At 57.1% G+C, this 19,159-nt stretch carries 21 protein-coding genes and 1 tRNA gene; 20 read left to right on the forward strand and 2 right to left on the reverse strand.

Features of this window, described 5'->3' with window-relative positions:
* From RHM56_RS02510 to RHM56_RS02520, 3 genes are all read left to right on the forward strand, one after another.
* A complete protein-coding gene (locus RHM56_RS02510) occupies positions 1-1,140 on the forward strand; it encodes a mannitol dehydrogenase family protein (RefSeq protein WP_322238229.1) in 1,140 nt (379 codons plus the stop codon).
* A gap of 30 nt (positions 1,141-1,170) precedes the next feature.
* Positions 1,171-2,700, forward strand: coding sequence for an altronate dehydratase family protein (locus RHM56_RS02515; RefSeq protein WP_322238231.1), 1,530 nt, complete (start codon positions 1,171-1,173; stop codon positions 2,698-2,700).
* Between the two features lie 91 nt (positions 2,701-2,791).
* Positions 2,792-3,493: a FadR/GntR family transcriptional regulator gene (locus RHM56_RS02520; protein WP_322238233.1), complete on the forward strand. Its 702-nt coding sequence runs from the start codon at positions 2,792-2,794 to the stop codon at positions 3,491-3,493.
* 191 nt (positions 3,494-3,684) lie between these two features.
* On the opposite strand, the gene RHM56_RS02525 is transcribed toward RHM56_RS02520, so the two are convergent.
* Positions 3,685-3,769: transfer RNA gene (locus RHM56_RS02525), tRNA-Leu, on the reverse strand.
* A 106-nt stretch (positions 3,770-3,875) separates the two neighbouring features.
* Between RHM56_RS02525 and queA the strand changes: the two genes are divergently transcribed.
* The 6 genes from queA (at position 3,876) to RHM56_RS02555 (ending at position 9,952) form a co-directional block, all read left to right on the forward strand.
* Positions 3,876-4,937, forward strand: coding sequence for a tRNA preQ1(34) S-adenosylmethionine ribosyltransferase-isomerase QueA (gene queA, locus RHM56_RS02530; protein ID WP_019408652.1), 1,062 nt, complete (start codon positions 3,876-3,878; stop codon positions 4,935-4,937).
* A gap of 11 nt (positions 4,938-4,948) precedes the next feature.
* Positions 4,949-6,064 (forward strand): tRNA guanosine(34) transglycosylase Tgt, encoded by a 1,116-nt coding sequence (gene tgt, locus RHM56_RS02535; RefSeq protein WP_019408653.1) that lies wholly within the window; start codon positions 4,949-4,951, stop codon positions 6,062-6,064.
* A gap of 42 nt (positions 6,065-6,106) precedes the next feature.
* Positions 6,107-6,445: a preprotein translocase subunit YajC gene (gene yajC / locus RHM56_RS02540; RefSeq protein ID WP_019408654.1), complete on the forward strand. Its 339-nt coding sequence runs from the start codon at positions 6,107-6,109 to the stop codon at positions 6,443-6,445.
* Between the two features lie 66 nt (positions 6,446-6,511).
* The gene (gene secD / locus RHM56_RS02545) at positions 6,512-8,380 is read left to right on the forward strand and encodes a protein translocase subunit SecD (RefSeq protein ID WP_322238236.1); all 1,869 of its coding nucleotides are present in this window, start codon (positions 6,512-6,514) and stop codon (positions 8,378-8,380) included.
* 9 nt (positions 8,381-8,389) lie between these two features.
* Positions 8,390-9,304, forward strand: coding sequence for a protein translocase subunit SecF (gene secF, locus RHM56_RS02550; protein WP_322238239.1), 915 nt, complete (start codon positions 8,390-8,392; stop codon positions 9,302-9,304).
* 120 nt (positions 9,305-9,424) lie between these two features.
* A complete protein-coding gene (locus RHM56_RS02555; protein ID WP_322238242.1) occupies positions 9,425-9,952 on the forward strand; it encodes a glycine zipper 2TM domain-containing protein in 528 nt (175 codons plus the stop codon).
* A gap of 136 nt (positions 9,953-10,088) precedes the next feature.
* Here RHM56_RS02555 and suhB read toward each other — a convergent pair whose 3' ends face one another.
* A complete protein-coding gene (gene suhB, locus RHM56_RS02560) occupies positions 10,089-10,904 on the reverse strand; it encodes an inositol-phosphate phosphatase (RefSeq protein ID WP_026013996.1) in 816 nt (271 codons plus the stop codon).
* A gap of 143 nt (positions 10,905-11,047) precedes the next feature.
* Here suhB and trmJ point away from each other — a divergent pair, with 143 nt between their 5' ends.
* The 11 genes from trmJ to ndk all read left to right on the forward strand — a co-directional run bounded on the left by trmJ (position 11,048) and on the right by ndk (position 19,153).
* Positions 11,048-11,818: a tRNA (cytosine(32)/uridine(32)-2'-O)-methyltransferase TrmJ gene (gene trmJ, locus RHM56_RS02565; protein ID WP_322238244.1), complete on the forward strand. Its 771-nt coding sequence runs from the start codon at positions 11,048-11,050 to the stop codon at positions 11,816-11,818.
* Between the two features lie 2 nt (positions 11,819-11,820).
* A complete protein-coding gene (gene cysE / locus RHM56_RS02570) occupies positions 11,821-12,597 on the forward strand; it encodes a serine O-acetyltransferase (protein WP_322238246.1) in 777 nt (258 codons plus the stop codon).
* 244 nt (positions 12,598-12,841) lie between these two features.
* On the forward strand, positions 12,842-13,333 hold the full coding sequence (gene iscR, locus RHM56_RS02575; RefSeq protein WP_026013997.1) for a Fe-S cluster assembly transcriptional regulator IscR: 492 nt from the start codon (positions 12,842-12,844) through the stop codon (positions 13,331-13,333).
* A gap of 49 nt (positions 13,334-13,382) precedes the next feature.
* Positions 13,383-14,597: an IscS subfamily cysteine desulfurase gene (locus RHM56_RS02580; protein ID WP_322238249.1), complete on the forward strand. Its 1,215-nt coding sequence runs from the start codon at positions 13,383-13,385 to the stop codon at positions 14,595-14,597.
* A 94-nt stretch (positions 14,598-14,691) separates the two neighbouring features.
* Positions 14,692-15,078, forward strand: coding sequence for a Fe-S cluster assembly scaffold IscU (gene iscU / locus RHM56_RS02585; RefSeq protein WP_003443374.1), 387 nt, complete (start codon positions 14,692-14,694; stop codon positions 15,076-15,078).
* A gap of 66 nt (positions 15,079-15,144) precedes the next feature.
* Positions 15,145-15,468: an iron-sulfur cluster assembly protein IscA gene (iscA, locus tag RHM56_RS02590; protein ID WP_019408663.1), complete on the forward strand. Its 324-nt coding sequence runs from the start codon at positions 15,145-15,147 to the stop codon at positions 15,466-15,468.
* Positions 15,469-15,476: 8 nt separating this feature from the next.
* Entirely contained in the window at positions 15,477-15,998 is a 522-nt protein-coding gene (gene hscB / locus RHM56_RS02595; RefSeq protein WP_322241681.1) for a co-chaperone HscB, read from the forward strand.
* A 51-nt stretch (positions 15,999-16,049) separates the two neighbouring features.
* The gene (hscA, locus tag RHM56_RS02600; RefSeq protein ID WP_322238252.1) at positions 16,050-17,912 is read left to right on the forward strand and encodes a Fe-S protein assembly chaperone HscA; all 1,863 of its coding nucleotides are present in this window, start codon (positions 16,050-16,052) and stop codon (positions 17,910-17,912) included.
* Positions 17,913-17,914: 2 nt separating this feature from the next.
* Positions 17,915-18,256, forward strand: a complete 342-nt coding sequence (gene fdx, locus RHM56_RS02605) for an ISC system 2Fe-2S type ferredoxin (RefSeq protein WP_153328855.1) — start codon at positions 17,915-17,917, stop codon at positions 18,254-18,256.
* Positions 18,257-18,432: 176 nt separating this feature from the next.
* Positions 18,433-18,633: a Fe-S cluster assembly protein IscX gene (gene iscX / locus RHM56_RS02610; RefSeq protein ID WP_322238256.1), complete on the forward strand. Its 201-nt coding sequence runs from the start codon at positions 18,433-18,435 to the stop codon at positions 18,631-18,633.
* Positions 18,634-18,727: 94 nt separating this feature from the next.
* Positions 18,728-19,153, forward strand: coding sequence for a nucleoside-diphosphate kinase (gene ndk / locus RHM56_RS02615; RefSeq protein WP_019408668.1), 426 nt, complete (start codon positions 18,728-18,730; stop codon positions 19,151-19,153).
* Positions 19,154-19,159: the final 6 nt, after the last annotated feature.

Consider the following 19,159-nt stretch of genomic DNA (forward strand, 5'->3'; position numbering starts at 1 on the left):
ATGAGCGATAAATCCTTCCCGCCGATCCTGCAGTTTGGCACCAGCCGTTTTCTTCAGGCTCACGTCGACCTGTTCGTGTCGCAAGCACTTGAACGCGGCGCTGCTTTGGGCACTATTGCCGTGGTCCAGAGCACTGACAGCCCGGCCAGCAGTGCGCGTACTGCGGCGCTGGCCAGCGGCATGCCGTACCGGGTGCTGATTCAGGGCCTCGACAATGGGCAGGTCATCGAGCAAAACCTCTCGGCCTCGGCGATCAGCCATGCGCTGCATGCCGCCGAGCAGTGGCCAGCGTTGCGTCAGGGCTTTGTCGAGCAGGTCAAGGTGGTGGTCTCCAATACGGGGGATCGCGGTTATCAACTCGACGCGCAAGACACGCCTGCGCTGCTTGCCGAGGATGCCCCCGCGCCGATCAGTTTTGTGGCCAAACTTCTGGTGTTGCTGCATGACCGCTGGCAGCACAACCCTCACGCCCCGTTGTCGCTGTTTCCTTGTGAACTGGTCGCGCGCAACGGCGATGTGTTGCGTGACCTGCTGCTGGAGCTGGCGCGCAGTTGGGAGCTGGAAACTGCCTTCCAGACCTACCTGACGCACACGTGTCGCTGGGCTAACTCGTTGGTCGATCGCATCGTTTCACAAGCGCTGGACCCGGTGGGAGCGGTGGCTGAACCCTATGCGTTGTGGGCCATCGAGCGCCAGGAAGGGTTGATTCTGCCCTGTAGCCACGAAGCCATTGTGCTGACCGATGACCTCGACCATTACGAGCGCCTCAAGCTGTTTACCCTGAATCTGGGGCACAGCTACCTGGCCGAGCGCTGGATCAGTGATGCGCGGCCCGAACACGAAACCGTGTACCAGGCCATGCACAGCCCGGCATTGCGCGCCGATCTGGAAACACTGTGGGCCAGCGAAGTGCTCCCGGTCTTCGCCGCGCTTGGCCAGTTTGACGCTGCCCAGCGCTACGTCGACAGCGTGCGCGAGCGCTTTGCCAACCCGTTTTTGCAGCACCGCCTGGCCGATATTGCCGCTAACCATAAAGACAAGAAAAAGCGCCGCCTGCTGCCCTTGGTCGAGCTCGCTGCGCAGATTGCGCCGGGCCTTGAGCAACCGATGTTGCGGGCCGCCCTGCAAAGCCAGCACTGAGCGGCGCACCTGAACTGTTGAGGATCCACCATGAACCTTGCTCTCTCATCTTTACTTGTACTGACGGCAGGTGATGACGTCGCGGTTGCACGCGGCGACATCGCCAAAGGTCAGGAACTGTTCGCCGATGGCCTGAGGGTGACGGCCCTGACTGACATACCGTCGGGGCATAAAATCGCCCTGCGTGCTGTCAGCCCCGGACAACCGGTGCGCAAGTACGGGCAAGTCATCGGCCAGGCGACTGGCGCGCTGCACCCTGGCGACTACGTCCATGTTCACAACCTGGAGATGCCTGCGAGCAGTGCTTCGCTCTCGCTGGCCAACGTGTATCAACCCACGGTTTATCAGGCTGACGAGGCGCGTTTTGAAGGGTATGTGCGAGCGGACGGCCGTGTCGGCACGCGCAACTACATTGCAGTGATTGCCAGCGTCAATTGCTCGGCCACCGCCTGCAAACAGATCGCTGCCGCGTTCGATAGCGGGCGCTTGCGCGATTACCCCAATGTCGATGGTGTCGTCGCTATTACCCATGGCAGCGGCTGTGGCATGGGCGCCAAGGGCGATGGCATCGAGATTCTGAAACGCACCCTGCGCGGTTACGCCGACCACGCCAATTTCGCCGGTGTGTTGGTGATTGGCCTGGGGTGCGAAGTCAATCAATTGGCCCCGCTCATGGAGCAATTGGGCGATCGTCCTGCCGTGCTCAAGGCCAGCCTGGTGATTCAGGAAGCTGGCGGCACCCGTGAAACAGTGCAGCGCGGCATCAGTCTGGTGGAGGCGATGCTCGCGCCGGTCAACAGCCAGCAGCGCAGCAGCGTATCGGCCAAGCATCTGTGCGTCGGTCTGCAATGCGGTGGCTCGGACGGTTATTCGGGCATTACCGCTAACCCGGCGCTGGGCGCGGCTGTCGATTGGGTGGTACGCCATGGTGGGACCGCGATTCTTTCGGAAACGCCGGAAATTTATGGTGCCGAACACCTGCTGACTGCGCGCGCGGCATCCACGCAGATTGCCGAGAAACTGATGAGCCGCATTCATTGGTGGGAAGGCTATGTGCGCGATCATGACGGCGACATGAACAACAACCCATCCCCAGGCAATAAGGCTGGTGGCATTACCACCATCCTTGAAAAATCCCTGGGTGCTGTGGCCAAAGCGGGCGCGACGGGGCTGATGGCGGTGTATCAGTACGCCGAGACGGTCGAGCAAAAAGGCCTGGTGTTCATGGACACGCCCGGTTACGACCCTGTGTCGGCGACCGGGCAAGTGGCCGGGGGCGCGAACCTGATTTGTTTCACCACCGGGCGAGGCTCGACCTATGGCTGCAAGCCGACGCCGTCGCTGAAGATTGCCACCAATACCCGGCTCTTCCAGCGCATGTCGCTGGACATGGATTTCAATGCCGGTGGAATTGTTGACGGTGAAGAGTCGGTGGTTGAAGCGGGCGCTCGGCTGTTCCAGCTGATGCTGGCAACCGCCTCGGGACGCCACACCTGCAGCGAAGAAAACGGGCTCGGCGATAACGAGTTTCTGCCTTGGCAAATCGGCGCGGTGATGTGACAAGCGCGCTGCTGAGTCGATTGAAATCGTAACGCCAGCGCACCTCGAACCCTGTGGTAGCCTTTGGCATCATTTCCTGGACTCAGCCTCGATGGTCTCCTCGTCTCCTCCTTCAGAGCGCAAGCTCTATCAAAAAATTGCCGACCGGCTGCGTGAATACATCGTGCAGGGTGACTTCAAGGTCGGCTCGCGCCTGCCTCCCGAACGTGATCTCACGCAGTTGCTGGGCGTATCGCGCCCGTCGCTGCGCGAGGCGCTGATCGCCTTGGAAATTGAAGGCAGCATTGAAATCAAGATGGGTTCTGGCGTGTATGTCGCTGCACGACTCAAAGAGGGGGGCGCACCCACCGTCACCCTCGGCGAGAGCCCCAATGAACTGATGCAAGCGCGTGCACTCATCGAAGGCGAGGCCATCGTGCTGGCCTGCCTGCACGGCAAAAAAAGCGATTATCGCTACCTGCAAGCGTGCATCGACGCCATGCGCGCCAGCATCCAGGCCAATCGCCCGCCCTTGGCTGACGACCGCAAGTTTCACCATCGACTGGCGAAAATGACCGGTAACTCAGCGCTGGTGCGGATTATCACCTCACTGTTCGACGAGCGCCACAGCCCCATCTCTTCGCACCTGAGCGAACACTCAGAAAACCACGGCACGTGGGACGCGGCAGTCATCGAGCATCAAGCGATTCTTAGGGCGTTGGAATGCAAAGACGTAATCGCAGCGCAAACTGCCATGCGCCAGCATTTACTGCATTCCGAAGCACGTTGGCTGGTGGCGTTGGAGGCGGAGTAAGCGGGAGTATCCGGGGGCTGATCGCTTTTGTGGACGTGAGCATTCTTGTATCCCGGATTTCTGTATTTTTGGCGGATACAAGCAGGGATACAGGAGCGGTAGAAAGCTAAATTTCAGGCACAAAAAAACCGGCTCAGTGGCCGGTTTTCCTGTGCTGCGAGTCTTGTTAGAGACTTGCAGATACTGCTATTTGGTGCCCCGAGGGAGACTCGAACTCCCACTTCTTGCGAAAACGGATTTTGAATCCGCCGCGTCTACCAATTCCGCCATCAGGGCTCAATGGCGGCGAAGTATAGAGATGACATTTAGGTCGGTCAACAACTTATTGGTCTATTTTTACTAAGTCCGTTAAACTCCCCGGCCCTGCTAGACGAAACCTATCATGCGCGTTGCTGACTTTACCTTCGAGCTCCCTGATTCACTCATCGCACGCCATCCTTTGGCGGAGCGCCGTAACAGTCGCCTGCTGACCCTGGATGGGGAGAGCGGGGCACTGGCACATCGTCAATTTACTGATTTGCTTGAGCATTTACGCCCAGGCGATTTGATGGTGTTTAACAATACCCGGGTGATTCCAGCTCGCTTGTTCGGCCAGAAGGCGTCGGGCGGCAAGCTGGAAATTCTGGTTGAGCGGGTGCTCGACAGTCATCGGGTGCTGGCGCATGTGCGCTCCAGCAAGTCGCCAAAACCAGGGTCGAAAATCCTGATTGATGGCGGCGGCGAAGCCGAGATGCTGGCACGCCACGATGCGTTATTTGAGCTGGGCTTTGCCGAGGAGGTTTTGCCGCTGCTGGATCGCGTCGGGCATATGCCGCTGCCGCCTTATATCGATCGCCCGGATGAAGGTTCGGACCGCGAGCGCTATCAGACGGTGTACGCCCAGCGCCTTGGCGCGGTGGCTGCGCCGACGGCCGGGCTGCATTTCGATGAGCCGCTGATGCAGGCCATTGCTGCCAAGGGTGTCGAAACGGCGTTTGTGACGCTGCACGTGGGCGCGGGTACGTTCCAGCCGGTGCGGGTCGAGCGTCTTGAAGATCACCACATGCACACTGAATGGCTGGAAGTCGGCCAGGATGTGGTCGACGCCGTGGCGGCATGCCGTGCGCGTGGCGGGCGAGTGATTGCGGTGGGCACCACCAGTGTGCGTTCGCTGGAGAGCGCAGCGCGCGATGGCGTGCTGAAGCCGTTCAGTGGCGACACTGATATCTTTATCTTCCCGGGCCGTCCGTTTCATGTGGTCGATGCCTTGGTGACCAATTTCCATCTGCCGGAATCCACGCTGTTGATGCTGGTTTCGGCGTTCGCCGGTTATCCCGAAACCATGGCGGCCTATCAGGCTGCGGTTGAGCATGGGTACCGCTTCTTTAGTTACGGTGATGCGATGTTCATCACCCGCAATCCTGCGCCGACGGCTCCAGCCCCGGCCCCAGAGGATCAAGCATGAGCAACTGTCGTATGTCCTTCGAGCTGCTGGCCACTGATGGCAAGGCGCGTCGCGGTCGTCTGACCTTCCCACGCGGTGTGGTTGAAACCCCAGCCTTTATGCCAGTGGGCACGTATGGCACGGTCAAGGGCATGTTGCCGCGTGACATTGAAGCCATCGGCGCGCAGATGATTCTGGGCAACACCTTTCACCTGTGGTTGCGCCCTGGCACTGAAGTGATCAAGAAGCACGGCGACTTGCACGACTTCATGAAGTGGCAAGGCCCGATCCTGACCGACTCCGGCGGTTTTCAGGTGTTCAGCCTGGGCGCTATGCGCAAGATTAAAGAAGAGGGCGTGACATTCGCTTCTCCGGTCGACGGCGCCAAGGTGTTCATGGGGCCTGAAGAGTCGATGCAGGTTCAGCGTGACTTGGGCTCTGACGTGGTAATGATTTTTGACGAGTGCACCCCGTACCCGGCAGATGAAGACGTCGCCCGTATTTCCATGGAGCTGTCGTTGCGCTGGGCTCAGCGCTCGAAAAATGCGCATGGCGACAACACGGCAGCTTTGTTCGGCATCGTTCAGGGCGGCATGCACCAGAACCTGCGCGAGCGTTCGCTCGAAGGTCTGAACAAGATCGGTTTTGACGGCTTGGCCATCGGCGGTCTGTCGGTTGGCGAGCCCAAGCACGAAATGATCAAGGTGCTGGATTACCTGCCGGGGATGATGCCCGCTGACAAACCTCGTTACCTTATGGGGGTTGGCAAGCCGGAAGATCTGGTCGAGGGTGTGCGCCGCGGTGTGGACATGTTCGATTGCGTGATGCCAACCCGCAATGCCCGCAATGGGCATCTGTTCATCGATACGGGTGTTTTGAAGATCCGCAATGCGTTCCATCGCCATGATGATTCGCCGCTGGATCCGACCTGCGATTGCTATACCTGCCAGAACTTCTCTCGCGCTTATCTGCATCATCTGGACAAGTGCGGCGAAATGCTGGGTAGCATGCTCAATACCATCCACAATTTGCGGCACTATCAGGTGCTCATGGCTGGTTTGCGCGAGGCTATTCAACAGGGTACATTGGCCACCTTTGTCGACGCCTTCTATGCCAAGCGCGGGCTGCCTGTGCCGCCTTTGGACTGAGTTTCGGACCTTTAAGAAACAACATTGCAACTGGAGTGCTTAATGAGCTTTTTCATCTCTTCCGCTTTCGCGGACGCTGCTGCACCTGCCGCTGCTGGCCCTATGGGTGGCGGTTTTGAATGGATTTTCCTGGTCGGCTTCCTGGTTATCTTCTATCTGATGATCTGGCGTCCACAAGCCAAGCGTGCCAAAGAGCAGAAAGCCCTGTTGGGTAACCTGCAAAAAGGTGACGAAATTGTTACCACTGGCGGCATCGCTGGCAAGATCACCAAAGTATCTGATGCGTTTGTTGTGATCGAAGTGTCTGACACTGTCGAGCTGAAAATTCAGAAGGGCTCTGTTGCAGCCACGCTGCCTAAAGGCACGCTGAAAGCGATCTAAGTTTCAACTTTTAACAATCGACGGGGCGCGCAAGGCGCCCCGCGTTTTAAGCGGGCGGCGTGATTGATGCTGAACAAATACCCTTTGTGGAAATACATACTGATCCTGGCGGTGCTGGCGATCGGTTTTATTTATTCCGCTCCCAATCTGTACCCGGATGACCCGGCCATTCAGGTGTCGGGTGCGAGCACGGCATTGCAGGTTACCGAAGCTGATCTGGATCGCGCGAGCAAGGCACTGACTGATGCCGGTATCGTTGTCAAGGGCGCTTCTTTGGCTCAGAACGGTAAAGGCGGCTTGCTGCGTCTGGCCAAGAAAGACGACCAGTTGCCAGCCAAGGACATCGTGCGCAAAGCGTTGGGTGACGACTATGTCGTAGCACTTAACCTCGCGCAGACCACGCCTCAATGGTTGCGCAGTCTGGGTGCTCACCCAATGAAATTGGGTCTGGACTTGTCCGGTGGCGTGCACTTCCTGTTGGAAGTGGACATGGACAAAGCCGTTGATGCACGCATGAAAGTGTACGAAGGCGATGTAAAAAGCCTGCTGCGTAAAGAGAAAGTACGTTATCGCAGTCTGCCGCAACTCAATGGGGCTATTCAGCTGGGCTTTACTGATGAAGCAACCCGTGAGCAAGCGCGTGGCCTGATCCGCAAGAACTTCAATGACTTTGACATAACGGCAGCAGACCTCAATGGTCAGCCGGTTCTGCGTCTGGCGATGACCCCGGCCAAGCTGGCGGAAATCCGTGAATATTCCATCAAGCAAAACCTGACAACGGTCCGCAACCGGGTCAACGAGTTGGGTGTTGCCGAGCCTCTGGTTCAGCGTCAGGGTGCTAATCGCATCGTGGTTGAACTGCCGGGCGTGCAAGACACCGCCGAAGCCAAGCGTATTCTGGGCAAGACGGCCAACCTTGAGTTCCGTCTGGCAGCCGAGCCGGGCGCTTCGAAAGCCACTTCCGAGACTTTCGAGTTCCGCGAGGGCAATCGTCCTACCGCGCAGATCGAGCGTGGCTTGATCATCACAGGTGACCAGGTCACTGACGCTCAGGCGGGCTTTGACGAGCACGGCCGTCCACAAGTGAACATCAAGCTCGATGGTCATGGTGGTGAGCTGATGAGTCGTTCGACGCGCAGCAACGTGGGCCGCAGCATGGCGGTAATCTTCATCGAGCAGAAGCCGGTGACGACTTACACCAAGCAAGTGGTTGACGGTGTTGAGAAGGACGTGCCGACTCAGACGTTCAAGGAAGAGAAAAAAATCATCAGTCTGGCGACTATTCAGTCGCCGCTGGGCAGCCAGTTCCGGATCACCGGTCTGAATGGTCAGGGTGAAGCTTCCGAACTGGCTCTGCTGTTGCGTGCCGGTGGTCTGGCGGCACCGATGTACTTCGCTGAAGAGCGCACTATTGGCCCGAGCCTGGGTGCAGACAACATCACCAAGGGTATTGATGCTTCGCTGTGGGGCATGCTGTTTGTGTCGATTTTCATCATCGCCATCTACCGTTTCTTCGGTGTGATCGCGACGGTGGCACTGGCAGGCAACATGGTCTTGCTGCTGGCCTTGATGTCGGTGTTGGGTGCGACCCTGACGCTGCCGGGTATTGCCGGTATCGTTCTGACGATGGGTATGGCGGTTGACGCCAACGTGCTGATCTTCTCGCGTATTCGTGAAGAGATCGCCAATGGCATGACGGTGCAGCGGGCAATCAATGAAGGTTTCAGTCGTGCATTCACTGCGATTGTCGACTCCAACCTGACTACCTTGCTGGTCGGCGGGATTCTGTTTGCCATGGGTACCGGGCCGGTTAAAGGCTTTGCGGTCACTATGTCCCTCGGTATCTTTACCTCGATGTTCACGGCCATTATGGTGACCCGCGCAATGGTCAACCTGATCTATGGCGGTCGGGACTTCAAGAAGTTGTGGATTTAAGGGGCTGCCATGTTACGTACAATCAACTTCATGGGCGTCCGCAACGTTGCGTTCGGCGTCACTGTGCTGCTTACCGTGCTGGCTTTGTTCAGCATGTTCCACAAGGGCATGAACTATGGCCTGGACTTCACTGGCGGTACGCTCATTGAGCTGACCTACGAGAAGCCGGCTGATCTGACCAAGGTGCGTACAGAGCTGGTTTCTGCTGGCTTCCACGATGCTGTGGTGCAGAGCTTTGGTGCGACGACCGACCTGCTGGTGCGCATGCCGGGTGATGACCCGCTGCTGGGCAACAAGGTAGCGGCTGCGTTGGGGCAGGCAGATACTGCCAACCCTGCGGTTATCAAGCGCGTTGAGTTCGTGGGTCCGCAAGTCGGTGAAGAGCTGCGCGATCAGGGCGGCCTGGGCATGCTGATGGCGCTGGGCGGCATCATGCTGTACCTGGCTTTCCGCTTTCAGTGGAAGTTTGCGGTCGGCGCAATCGTGTCGCTGGTTCACGACGTAGTCGTGACCATGGGTGTGTTGTCGTTCTTCCAGATCACTTTCGACCTGACAGTGTTGGCGGCAGTGCTGGCGATCATTGGTTACTCGCTCAACGACACCATTGTGGTATTTGACCGGGTTCGTGAGAACTTCCGGGTGCTGCGCAAGGCAACTCTGGTTGAGAACATCAACATCTCAACCACGCAAACCCTGCTGCGCACCATGGCGACATCGATTTCTACATTGCTGGCGATTGCTGCACTGTTGATCTTTGGTGGTGACAACCTGTGGGGCTTCTCGATTGCTCTGTTTGTGGGTGTATTGGCGGGTACTTACTCGTCGATCTACATCGCGAACGTGGTGCTGATCTGGCTGAAGCTCAGTGCAGAGGATTTGATTCCTCCTGCAGCGAGTGAGAAAGAGGTCGACGACCGTCCATAACGGTTAGTCATCTCTGGCGGTCACCTAAAAGGCGCGAGTATTGAACTCGCGCCTTTTTTTATGCTCCAAGGCTAGGATTGATGTGGGAATCTTCCCACCTGTGATGGTCTGGAGGTTCAAGTGAACAAGTCTTTGCTGGTAGGTGCGGTATTGGGTGCTGTCGGTGTGACTGCCGGGGGTGCTTTTGCCACCTACAGCTTGGTGAAAAGCCCTGAGTCTGCTCAGGTGCTGGCTGTTCAGCCGGTCACGCAGCAGATCAAAACGCCCCGCGAGGTCTGTAAAGACGTGGCGGTTACGCGTCGTGCGCCGGTCAAGGATGAGCATCAGATAGTCGGTAGCGTCATCGGTGCGGTGGCGGGCGGTTTGTTGGGTAATCAGGTCGGTGGCGGCAGCGGCAAGAAAATTGCCACGGTTGCAGGCGCGCTGGGTGGTGGTTACGCGGGTAACAAGGTTCAGGAAGGCATGCAGGATCGCGACACGTACACCACGACGCAGACACGCTGTAGCACCGTTAATGACATTAGCGACAAGGTAGTCGGTTATGACGTGCGTTACTCGCTAGATGGCAAGGAAGGCAAAGTGCGGATGGATCACGAGCCGGGCAGCCAGATTGCCGTAGATAAGCAAGGTCAGCTGATTCTGAATTAAGCAGTCGGCCTGTAGGAGCGAGCTTGCCTCGCGATCTTTTGATCGTTTAAAAGATCGCGAGGAAGCTCGCCCCAACAGTTAATGCGGGGCCAAAAAAAGCACCTCAAAAGGTGCTTTTTTTATGTGCGGGGTTCGCTTAGCGTTTCAGCGAGGCCGGCAGGTGTGGCTGAATTGCAGTCAGAACGGCTTTGAAGCACTTGGTGTTACCGGCAACGATGTGGCCCTTTTCAAGGAAATCGTGGCTGCCGGTGAAGTCGCTGACGAGGCCGCCTGCTTCTTGAATCAGCAGTGCGCCTGCAGCCATGTCCCACTCGGACAGGCCCGACTCCCAGAATGCATCGAAACGACCTGCGGCAACGTAGGCCAGATCCAGGCTGGCTGCGCCTGCGCGGCGGATGCCAGCGGTTTGGCCAACCAGGCTGCGGAACATGCCCAGGTAGTTATCCAGGTTGTCCATTTGGTTGTCGCGGAACGGGAAGCCGGTGCCCAGCAGGGCGCCTTCGAGGCTGGTGCGACCGCTGACACGCAGGCGGCGACCGTTCAGTTGGGCGCCACGGCCACGGCTGGCGGTGAACTCTTCCTGGCGAACTGGATCAAGAACAACGGCGTGCTCAAGGCGGCCGCGGTATTTGCAGGCGATGCTGACGGCGAAGTGTGGAACGCCGCGCAGGAAGTTGGTGGTGCCATCCAGTGGGTCAATGATCCACAGATAATCTTCACCTTCACCACTGCCTGGATGCATGCCGGTTTCTTCACCGAGAATGCCGTGCGTTGGGTAGGCCTTGCGCAGGGCATCGATGATTTTCTGTTCAGCAGCACGATCGACTTCAGAGACGTAATCCTTGGCGTCTTTTTCGTCGACCTTGATGGTATCCAGGCGCTCGATGGAGCGGAAAATCAATTCACTGGCGCTGCGGGCGGCGCGCAGCGCGATATTCAGCATGGGCTGCATGGACGTTTCACCTAGGTCGTTAAAGAAAGCCGGACATTCTAACAGAAAAGTTTGGCAGATGAAGGTTTGCATTAGCTTTCGTAGATTAAGGTGATGGGCTTAGGTAAGATTTGCTCCCTTTTACCGGTCTGTGAGCGCTCCCATTGCTGTCAAATATTCGTGTCGTTCTGGTCAATACCAGTCATCCCGGTAACATCGGCGGTGCTGCGCGTGCCATGAAAAACATGGGATTGTCGCGGCTGGTCCTGGTGGAGCCAAGATTGTTTCCGCACCACGAGGCTGATGCGCGAGCGTCAGGAGCGGGGGATATTCTTGAAAATGCGCAAGTCGTCGCTTCGCTGGAAGATGCGTTGGTGGGCTGCAATCTGGTGCTGGGTACCAGTGCGCGTGATCGCCGTATTCCCTGGCCGCTGCTGGATCCGCGTGAATGCGGGCAAAAAGTAGTCGAAGAGGCGGCGCAGGGGGCTGAAATCGCCCTGGTGTTTGGTCGTGAAGACTCCGGCCTGACCAATGAAGAGCTGCAGCGTTGTCACTTTCATGTGCATATCCCGTCAGACCCTGAGTTCAGTTCCTTGAACCTCGGGGCTGCCGTGCAAGTGCTGAGTTATGAAATTCGCATGGCCTGGCTTGCTGTGCAGGGTCAGCCGAGCAAAGTTGAAAAAGAGGAAGTCGCCTCCACTAAAAGTGGAGAGTTGGCGACCATGGATGAGCTGGAGCGCTTTTATGAGCACCTGGAGCAGACATTGGTGGCTATCGAGTTTCTGGATCCGGAAAAGCCGCGTCACTTGATGGCGCGTCTGCGTCGGCTCTACGGGCGTAGCTCGGTCAGTCGCGCAGAAATGAATATTTTGCGTGGCATTCTCACCGAAACCCAAAAAGCAGCCCGTGGCGAGTTGCTTAAGCGCAAGGATTAATGATGTTCGAGCGTCTGCGTGAAGATATTCAAAGCGTTTTCCATCGTGACCCGGCGGCGCGTAACGCGTTCGAAGTGTTGACCTGCTACCCGGGCATGCATGCAATCTGGATTCACCGCCTGTCCGGATTGCTCTGGGGGGCGGGTTGGAAGTGGCTCGCTCGCTTGGTGTCGAACTTTGGGCGGTGGTTGACCGGGATCGAGATTCATCCGGGTGCCAAGGTGGGTCGGCGTTTCTTTATTGACCATGGCATGGGGATCGTGATCGGTGAGACTGCTGAAATTGGCGATGACGTGACCCTGTATCAGGGCGTGACGCTGGGTGGTACCAGTTGGAATAAAGGCAAGCGCCACCCGACACTGGAGAATGGTGTGGTGGTCGGTGCGGGTGCCAAGGTGCTTGGGCCTTTTACCGTTGGTGCGGGCGCCAAGGTGGGTTCCAATGCAGTGGTCACCAAAGCTGTGCCTGCGGGCGCAACCGTGGTCGGCATCCCGGGTCGGATCATTGTCAAAAGTGACGATGAGGCTGAAGCCAAGCGTAAGGCCATGGCCGAAAAAATCGGTTTTGATGCCTATGGCGTGAGCGAAGACATGCCGGACCCGGTGGCGCGCGCCATTGCCCAGTTGCTGGACCATTTGCAGGCTGTCGACGGTAAGCTGGACGGCATGTGCGGCGCTTTGAAAGATTTGGGCAGCCCTTATTGCGCCAAAGAATTGCCAGAGCTGCGCGAAGAAGACTTCGCCTGCGTCCAGGGCAAGGACGAAAGCAAAGCGCTGTAATTGGCCTGTAGTCGCTGCCGAAGGCTGCGAAGGGTTGCGGAGCAATCCGTTCCTTTGAAGTCTTCGCGGACTTCATCGCAGCTTGGTAGGTGATTCGTCGGCATGTGCCATTGCGTCGCAGACCCTGCTACAATGCCGCCGCTCTTTTGCGGGTAATCCCGACTAAAGTACTAGGTCTAATAGTTGACTTAAACAGTCGGGAATAGCATACTCGCCCTCATTCCGAATTCCGTGGTACCTGTCCATGAGACTGACTACAAAAGGCCGTTACGCCGTTACTGCAATGCTCGATTTGGCGTTGCACGCACAGCACGGGCCGGTGTCCCTGGCTGATATTTCCGAGCGCCAAGGCATTTCTCTTTCCTACCTTGAGCAACTGTTCGCCAAGTTGCGCCGCAGCAGCCTGGTTTCCAGTGTGCGTGGCCCTGGCGGCGGCTATCAACTGTCGCGCGACATGCAAGGTATTCAGGTTGCCCAAGTTATCGATGCAGTGAACGAATCCGTTGACGCAACGCGTTGCCAGGGTCTTGGCGATTGCCATGCCGGCGACACGTGCCTGACCCATCACCTGTGGTGCGATTTGAGCCTGCAAATCCACGATTTTCTCAGTGGTATCAGCTTGGCTGATCTTGTCACTCGCCGTGAGGTGCAAGAAGTAGCCCAGCGTCAGGATCAGCGCCGCTGTAATAGCAAAGCGCCGCACCTGGATAAGATCGAAGCGTCCGCCGTCGAGTGATTGCATAGAAACGACGGTGCGCCAGCCAGCCTGATTTAGGAGATAGTTCATGAAATTGCCGATTTACCTTGATTACTCAGCCACCACCCCGGTTGATCCGCGTGTTGCTCAAAAAATGAGCGACTGCTTGCTGGTTGACGGGAACTTCGGTAACCCGGCTTCGCGTTCTCACGTCTTTGGCTGGAAAGCCGAAGAAGCGGTAGAGAACGGCCGTCGCCAGGTCGCTGATCTGGTAAACGCTGATCCGCGTGAAATTGTCTGGACCTCCGGTGCGACCGAAGCCAACAACCTGGCAATTAAAGGTGCTGCACATTTTTATGCCTCCAAGGGCAAGCACCTGATCACCGACAAAATTGAGCACAAAGCCGTTCTCGACACCATGCGTCAGCTGGAGCGTGAAGGCTTTGAAGTGACTTACATCGAGCCGGGTGAAGATGGTCTGGTGACGCCGGCCATGGTTGAAGCGGCCATGCGTGAAGACACCATTCTGGTGTCGATCATGCACGTGAACAACGAAATCGGCACCATCAACGACATCGCAGCCATTGGCGAGCTGACGCGTTCGCGCGGTGTGTTGTTTCATGTCGATGCTGCGCAGTCTACCGGTAAGGTCGCGATCGACCTGGCCAAGCTGAAAGTCGACCTGATGTCTTTCTCTGCTCACAAAACCTACGGCCCTAAAGGCATCGGCGCACTGTATGTAAGCCGTAAGCCTCGTGTGCGTATCGAAGCTGCCATGCACGGCGGCGGTCACGAACGCGGCATGCGTTCGGGCACCTTGGCCACCCACCAGATCGTGGGCATGGGCGAAGCGTTCGAGATCGCTAAAGAAGAAATGGCGGCTGAAAACATCCGAATCAAAGCCTTGAGCGATCGTTTCTTCAAGCAGGTTGAACACCTTGAAGAACTGTACGTCAACGGCAGCATGACCGCCCGCGTTCCGCACAACCTGAACCTGAGCTTCAACTACGTTGAAGGCGAGTCGCTGATCATGGCACTCAAGGATCTGGCCGTGTCGTCCGGTTCGGCTTGCACCTCTGCTTCCCTCGAGCCTTCCTACGTATTGCGCGCCCTGGGCCGCAATGACGAATTGGCACACAGCTCGATTCGCTTCACCTTCGGTCGTTTCACCACTGAAGAAGAAATCGATTACGCCGCGCAGAAGGTTTGCGAGGCTGTTACCAAGCTGCGTGCTCTTTCGCCGCTGTGGGACATGTACAAAGACGGCATCGACATTTCGAAAATCGAATGGGCGGCGCACTAATAATTTAAGTCGCCGAGGCAGGCGCTGTAGAACGCAGCGAATTGCAGCCTTTACAGCGTCTCAAGAGCGACTCTGATGAGTGAGGATTAGTACCATGGCTTACAGCGAAAAGGTCATTGACCACTACGAAAACCCGCGCAACGTCGGCAAGATGGACGCGGAAGATCCAGATGTCGGTACCGGCATGGTGGGTGCGCCGGCGTGCGGCGACGTGATGCGTCTGCAGATCAAGGTGAATGAGCAGGGCATCATTGAAGATGCCAAGTTCAAGACCTATGGTTGCGGTTCGGCAATTGCTTCCAGCTCCCTGGCAACCGAGTGGATGAAAGGCAAGACTCTGGATGAAGCAGAGACCATCAAGAACACTCAGTTGGCTGAAGAGCTGGCCTTGCCACCGGTGAAAATTCACTGCTCGGTACTCGCTGAAGACGCCATCAAGGCGGCCGTTCGCGATTACAAGCAGAAGAAAGGTTTGATCTGATCCGATTGGTTCGTGCCAGCAACGGCACGAACCGGTGATGATACTGGCGAGAGGTAAGGAGTCACGATGGCTATCAGCATGACAGAGGCGGCGGCCAAGCATATTCGCCGCTCCCTTGATGGGCGCGGCAAAGGTGAGGGGATTCGTCTGGGTGTTCGCACTACAGGCTGTTCCGGTCTTGCCTATGTGCTGGAGTTTGTCGACGAAGTGGGCGACGAAGACCAAGTCTTCGAGACTCATGGCGAAAAAGTGATCATTGATCCTAAAAGCCTGACCTATCTTGACGGCACCGAGCTTGATTTCGTCAAGGAAGGCCTGAACGAAGGCTTCAAGTTCAACAACCCCAACGTGCGCGGCGAATGTGGCTGCGGCGAGAGCTTCAACATCTGAGGCTAGTCGTGGGTACTCCTTGTCATTTTGCTTTGTTTGAACTGCAGCCGAGCTTCACTCTAGACCTCGATCAGTTGGCTGTGCGCTACCGTGAGTTGGCGCGTGGCGTGCACCCAGACCGCTTTGCTGACGCTTCCGAGCGGGAGCAGCGACTGGCGCTAGAGCAATCCGCCAGCCTTAACGAGGCTTACCAGACGCTCAAAAGCCCATCCAAGCGCGCGCGTTATCTGCTCGCGATGAATGGGGGTGAGATGCCGCTGGAAGTCACCGTGCATGATCCCGAGTTTCTGATGCAGCAGATGCAATGGCGCGAAGAACTTGAAGATCTGCAGGACAGCGCAGATATAGCCGGTATTGCAGCATTCAAGCGTCGGTTAAAAATCGCTCAAGAGCAATTGAACGACAGCTTCGCTGCTTGTTGGGATGATGCTGCGCAGCGCGAACAGGCCGAACGCCTGATGCGCCGTATGCAGTTCCTCGACAAGCTCACTTACGAAGTGCGCCAGTTAGAAGAGCGCCTCGACGATTAACCCAGTGCCGCCACGGTTGCACGCCTGATATACAGATAAGTCCTGATAACGATGGCCCTACTGCAGATCGCCGAACCCGGCCAAAGTCCTCAACCGCACCAGCGTCGTCTGGCTGTGGGAATCGACTTGGGCACTACCAATTCGCTGGTCGCTGCATTGCGCAGTGGTCTTTCCGAGCCGCTGGCTGATGCCGAAGGTCGAGTCATCCTGCCCTCTGCGGTGCGTTACCACGCAGACCGCGTCGAGGTGGGTGAGTCTGCGCGCCTGGCGGCCTCCAGCGATCCTTTCAATACCGTATTGTCGGTCAAGCGCTTGATGGGTCGTGGTCTGTCCGACGTCAAGCAGTTGGGTGAGCAACTGCCTTACCGCTTTGTTGGCGGTGAGTCGCATATGCCATTCATTGACACCGTACAGGGCCCTAAAAGCCCTGTTGAAGTGTCGGCCGACATCCTGAAAGTATTGCGTGAGCGTGCCGAAAAGACCTTGGGCGGTGAATTGGTGGGGGCGGTCATTACCGTTCCGGCCTATTTCGATGATGCTCAGCGTCAGGCCACCAAGGACGCTGCTCGGCTTGCCGGATTGAACGTCTTGCGTCTGCTCAACGAGCCTACGGCGGCTGCGGTTGCTTACGGTCTGGATCAGCACGCTGAAGGCGTTGTGGCTATCTATGACCTGGGTGGCGGTACATTCGATATTTCGATCTTGCGTCTGACCGGCGGTGTGTTTGAAGTCTTGGCGACGGGGGGCGATAGCGCCCTCGGCGGCGACGATTTTGACCATGCAATTGCCAACTGGATCGTCGAGCAGGCGGGCTTGTCCGCTGACCTTGATCCGGGAGCCCAGCGCCAGCTGTTGCAAACGGCCTGTGCTGCCAAAGAAGCGCTGACGGATGCATCGTCTGTCCCTGTTATCTATGGCGACTGGCAAGCAGACCTGACTCGCGAGGCCTTCGATGCGCTGATCGAGCCAATGGTTGCGCGCAGCCTCAAGGCCTGTCGTCGTGCTGTGCGCGACGCCAACATTGAGCTTGAAGACGTTCAGGCTGTGGTGATGGTTGGTGGTTCGACCCGTGTGCCGCGTGTGCGCGAAGCCGTTGCTGAAATGTTCGATCGCCAGCCGCTGACGGACATCGACCCAGATCAAGTGGTTGCCATTGGTGCTGCGATTCAGGCCGATACCCTGGCCGGTAACAAGCGTGATGGTGGCGAGTTGCTGCTGCTTGACGTGATTCCGTTGTCGCTCGGTCTTGAGACCATGGGCGGCTTGATGGAAAAAGTCATTCCGCGCAACACCACCATCCCGGTGGCTCGCGCTCAAGATTTTACGACGTATAAAGATGGCCAGACGGCCATGATGATTCACGTACTGCAGGGCGAGCGCGAGCTGATCAGCGATTGCCGCTCGCTCGCACGCTTTGAGTTGCGTGGCATTCCACCGATGGTGGCGGGTGCTGCGAAAATCCGTGTGACCTTCCAGGTTGATGCGGATGGCTTGCTCAGCGTTTCAGCGCGTGAATTGGGTTCAGGTGTTGAAGCCAACATCCAGGTCAAACCGTCCTACGGTCTGACCGACGGTGAAATCGCCAAGATGCTCAAGGACTCATTCCAGTACGCCGGTGACGACAAGGTCGCCCGTGTTCTGCGTGAGCAGCAAGTCGATGCCCAGCGTCTGATCGAAGCCGTGCAAGCTGCGCTTGAAGTCGATGGCGAGCGCTTGCTGGACGCCGAAGAGCGCATGGTCATTGAGCTGCAAATGCAGGAGCTGTCCGAATTATTAAAAGGCACCGATGGCTATGCTATCGAGCAACAGACCAAGCGTCTGTCGCAAGTGACCGATGCTTTTGCTGCCCGCCGCATGGATTTGACCGTCAAAGCCGCTCTGGCGGGGCGCAACCTGAATGAGATTGAGGAATAACAATGCCGCAGGTCATTTTTTTGCCGCACGCCGAGCATTGCCCGGACGGTATGGTTGTTGAGGCTGAGACTGGAAAGTCGATTCTCGAAGTGGCACACGACAATCACATCGAAATCGAAAGTGCGTGTGGTGGCGTCTGTGCTTGCACCACCTGCCACTGCATCATTCGTGAAGGTTTCGACACGCTTGAAGAGGCGGATGAACTGGAAGAAGACTACCTGGATCGTGCCTGGGGTCTTGAAGCTCACTCGCGCTTGAGTTGTCAGGCCAAGGTCGGGACTGAAGACATTACCGTCGAGATCCCGAAATACTCGCTCAATCATGCTGCCGAAGCGCCGCACTGATAGCGCTGAACAGCTGTAGTCGCTGACGAGGAACGAAGGCCGCGATCGGGCTAAGCCCGCAAATCAAGCACCCGGGCCTGTCAATTGCACCGAGGGCTCAGGTTCCACGAGCTTCACGCCTCGTCCGTGACCACAAGGTTTCAAGTGTCATCTGAATTCGCCTATAAGGAATTGTCATGAGCCTCAAATGGGTTGATGTACAAGAAATTGCAATACAGCTGGCTGAAGCTCACCCGGATGTCAATCCGCTCTCGGTGAACTTCGTCACGCTGCGCAACCTGGTCATGGATTTGCCGGAGTTCGACGACATACCGGATCGCGGCGGGGAAAAAGTCCTCGAAGCCATTCAGGGTTTGTGGATCGAAGAGGCTGACTAAGCCTGCAACGCACGTAATTATGCAATACCCAAGAACCCGCGTATAATTCGCGGGTTTAATTTTTCGCTTAAATCACTGTTTCTGGAGTTACACCATGGCTGTTCAACGTACTTTCTCCATCATCAAGCCTGACGCCGTTGCTAAAAACGTTATCGGCAAGATCGTTACTCGTTTCGAAGACGCTGGCCTGAAGGTTGTAGCTTCCAAACTGAAGCAACTGTCCAAAGCTGAAGCTGAAGGCTTCTACGCTGAGCACAGCGAGCGCGGCTTCTTCGGCGACCTGGTTGCTTTCATGATCTCCGGTCCTGTTGTTGTTCAGGTTCTGGAAGGCGAAAACGCTATCGCTCTGAACCGCGAGCTGATGGGCGCTACCAACCCTAAAGAAGCTGCTGCTGGCACCATCCGTGCTGACTTCGCAGAATCCATCGACGCTAACGCTGTTCACGGTTCCGACTCTGAAGCAGCTGCTGCTCGCGAAATCGCTTACTTTTTCGCAGCTACTGAAGTAACCACTCGCTAAGCATTG

This window comes from Pseudomonas sp. CCC3.1 (genome assembly GCF_034347405.1).
In the GTDB taxonomy this organism is placed as follows: Bacteria; Pseudomonadota; Gammaproteobacteria; order Pseudomonadales; family Pseudomonadaceae; genus Aquipseudomonas.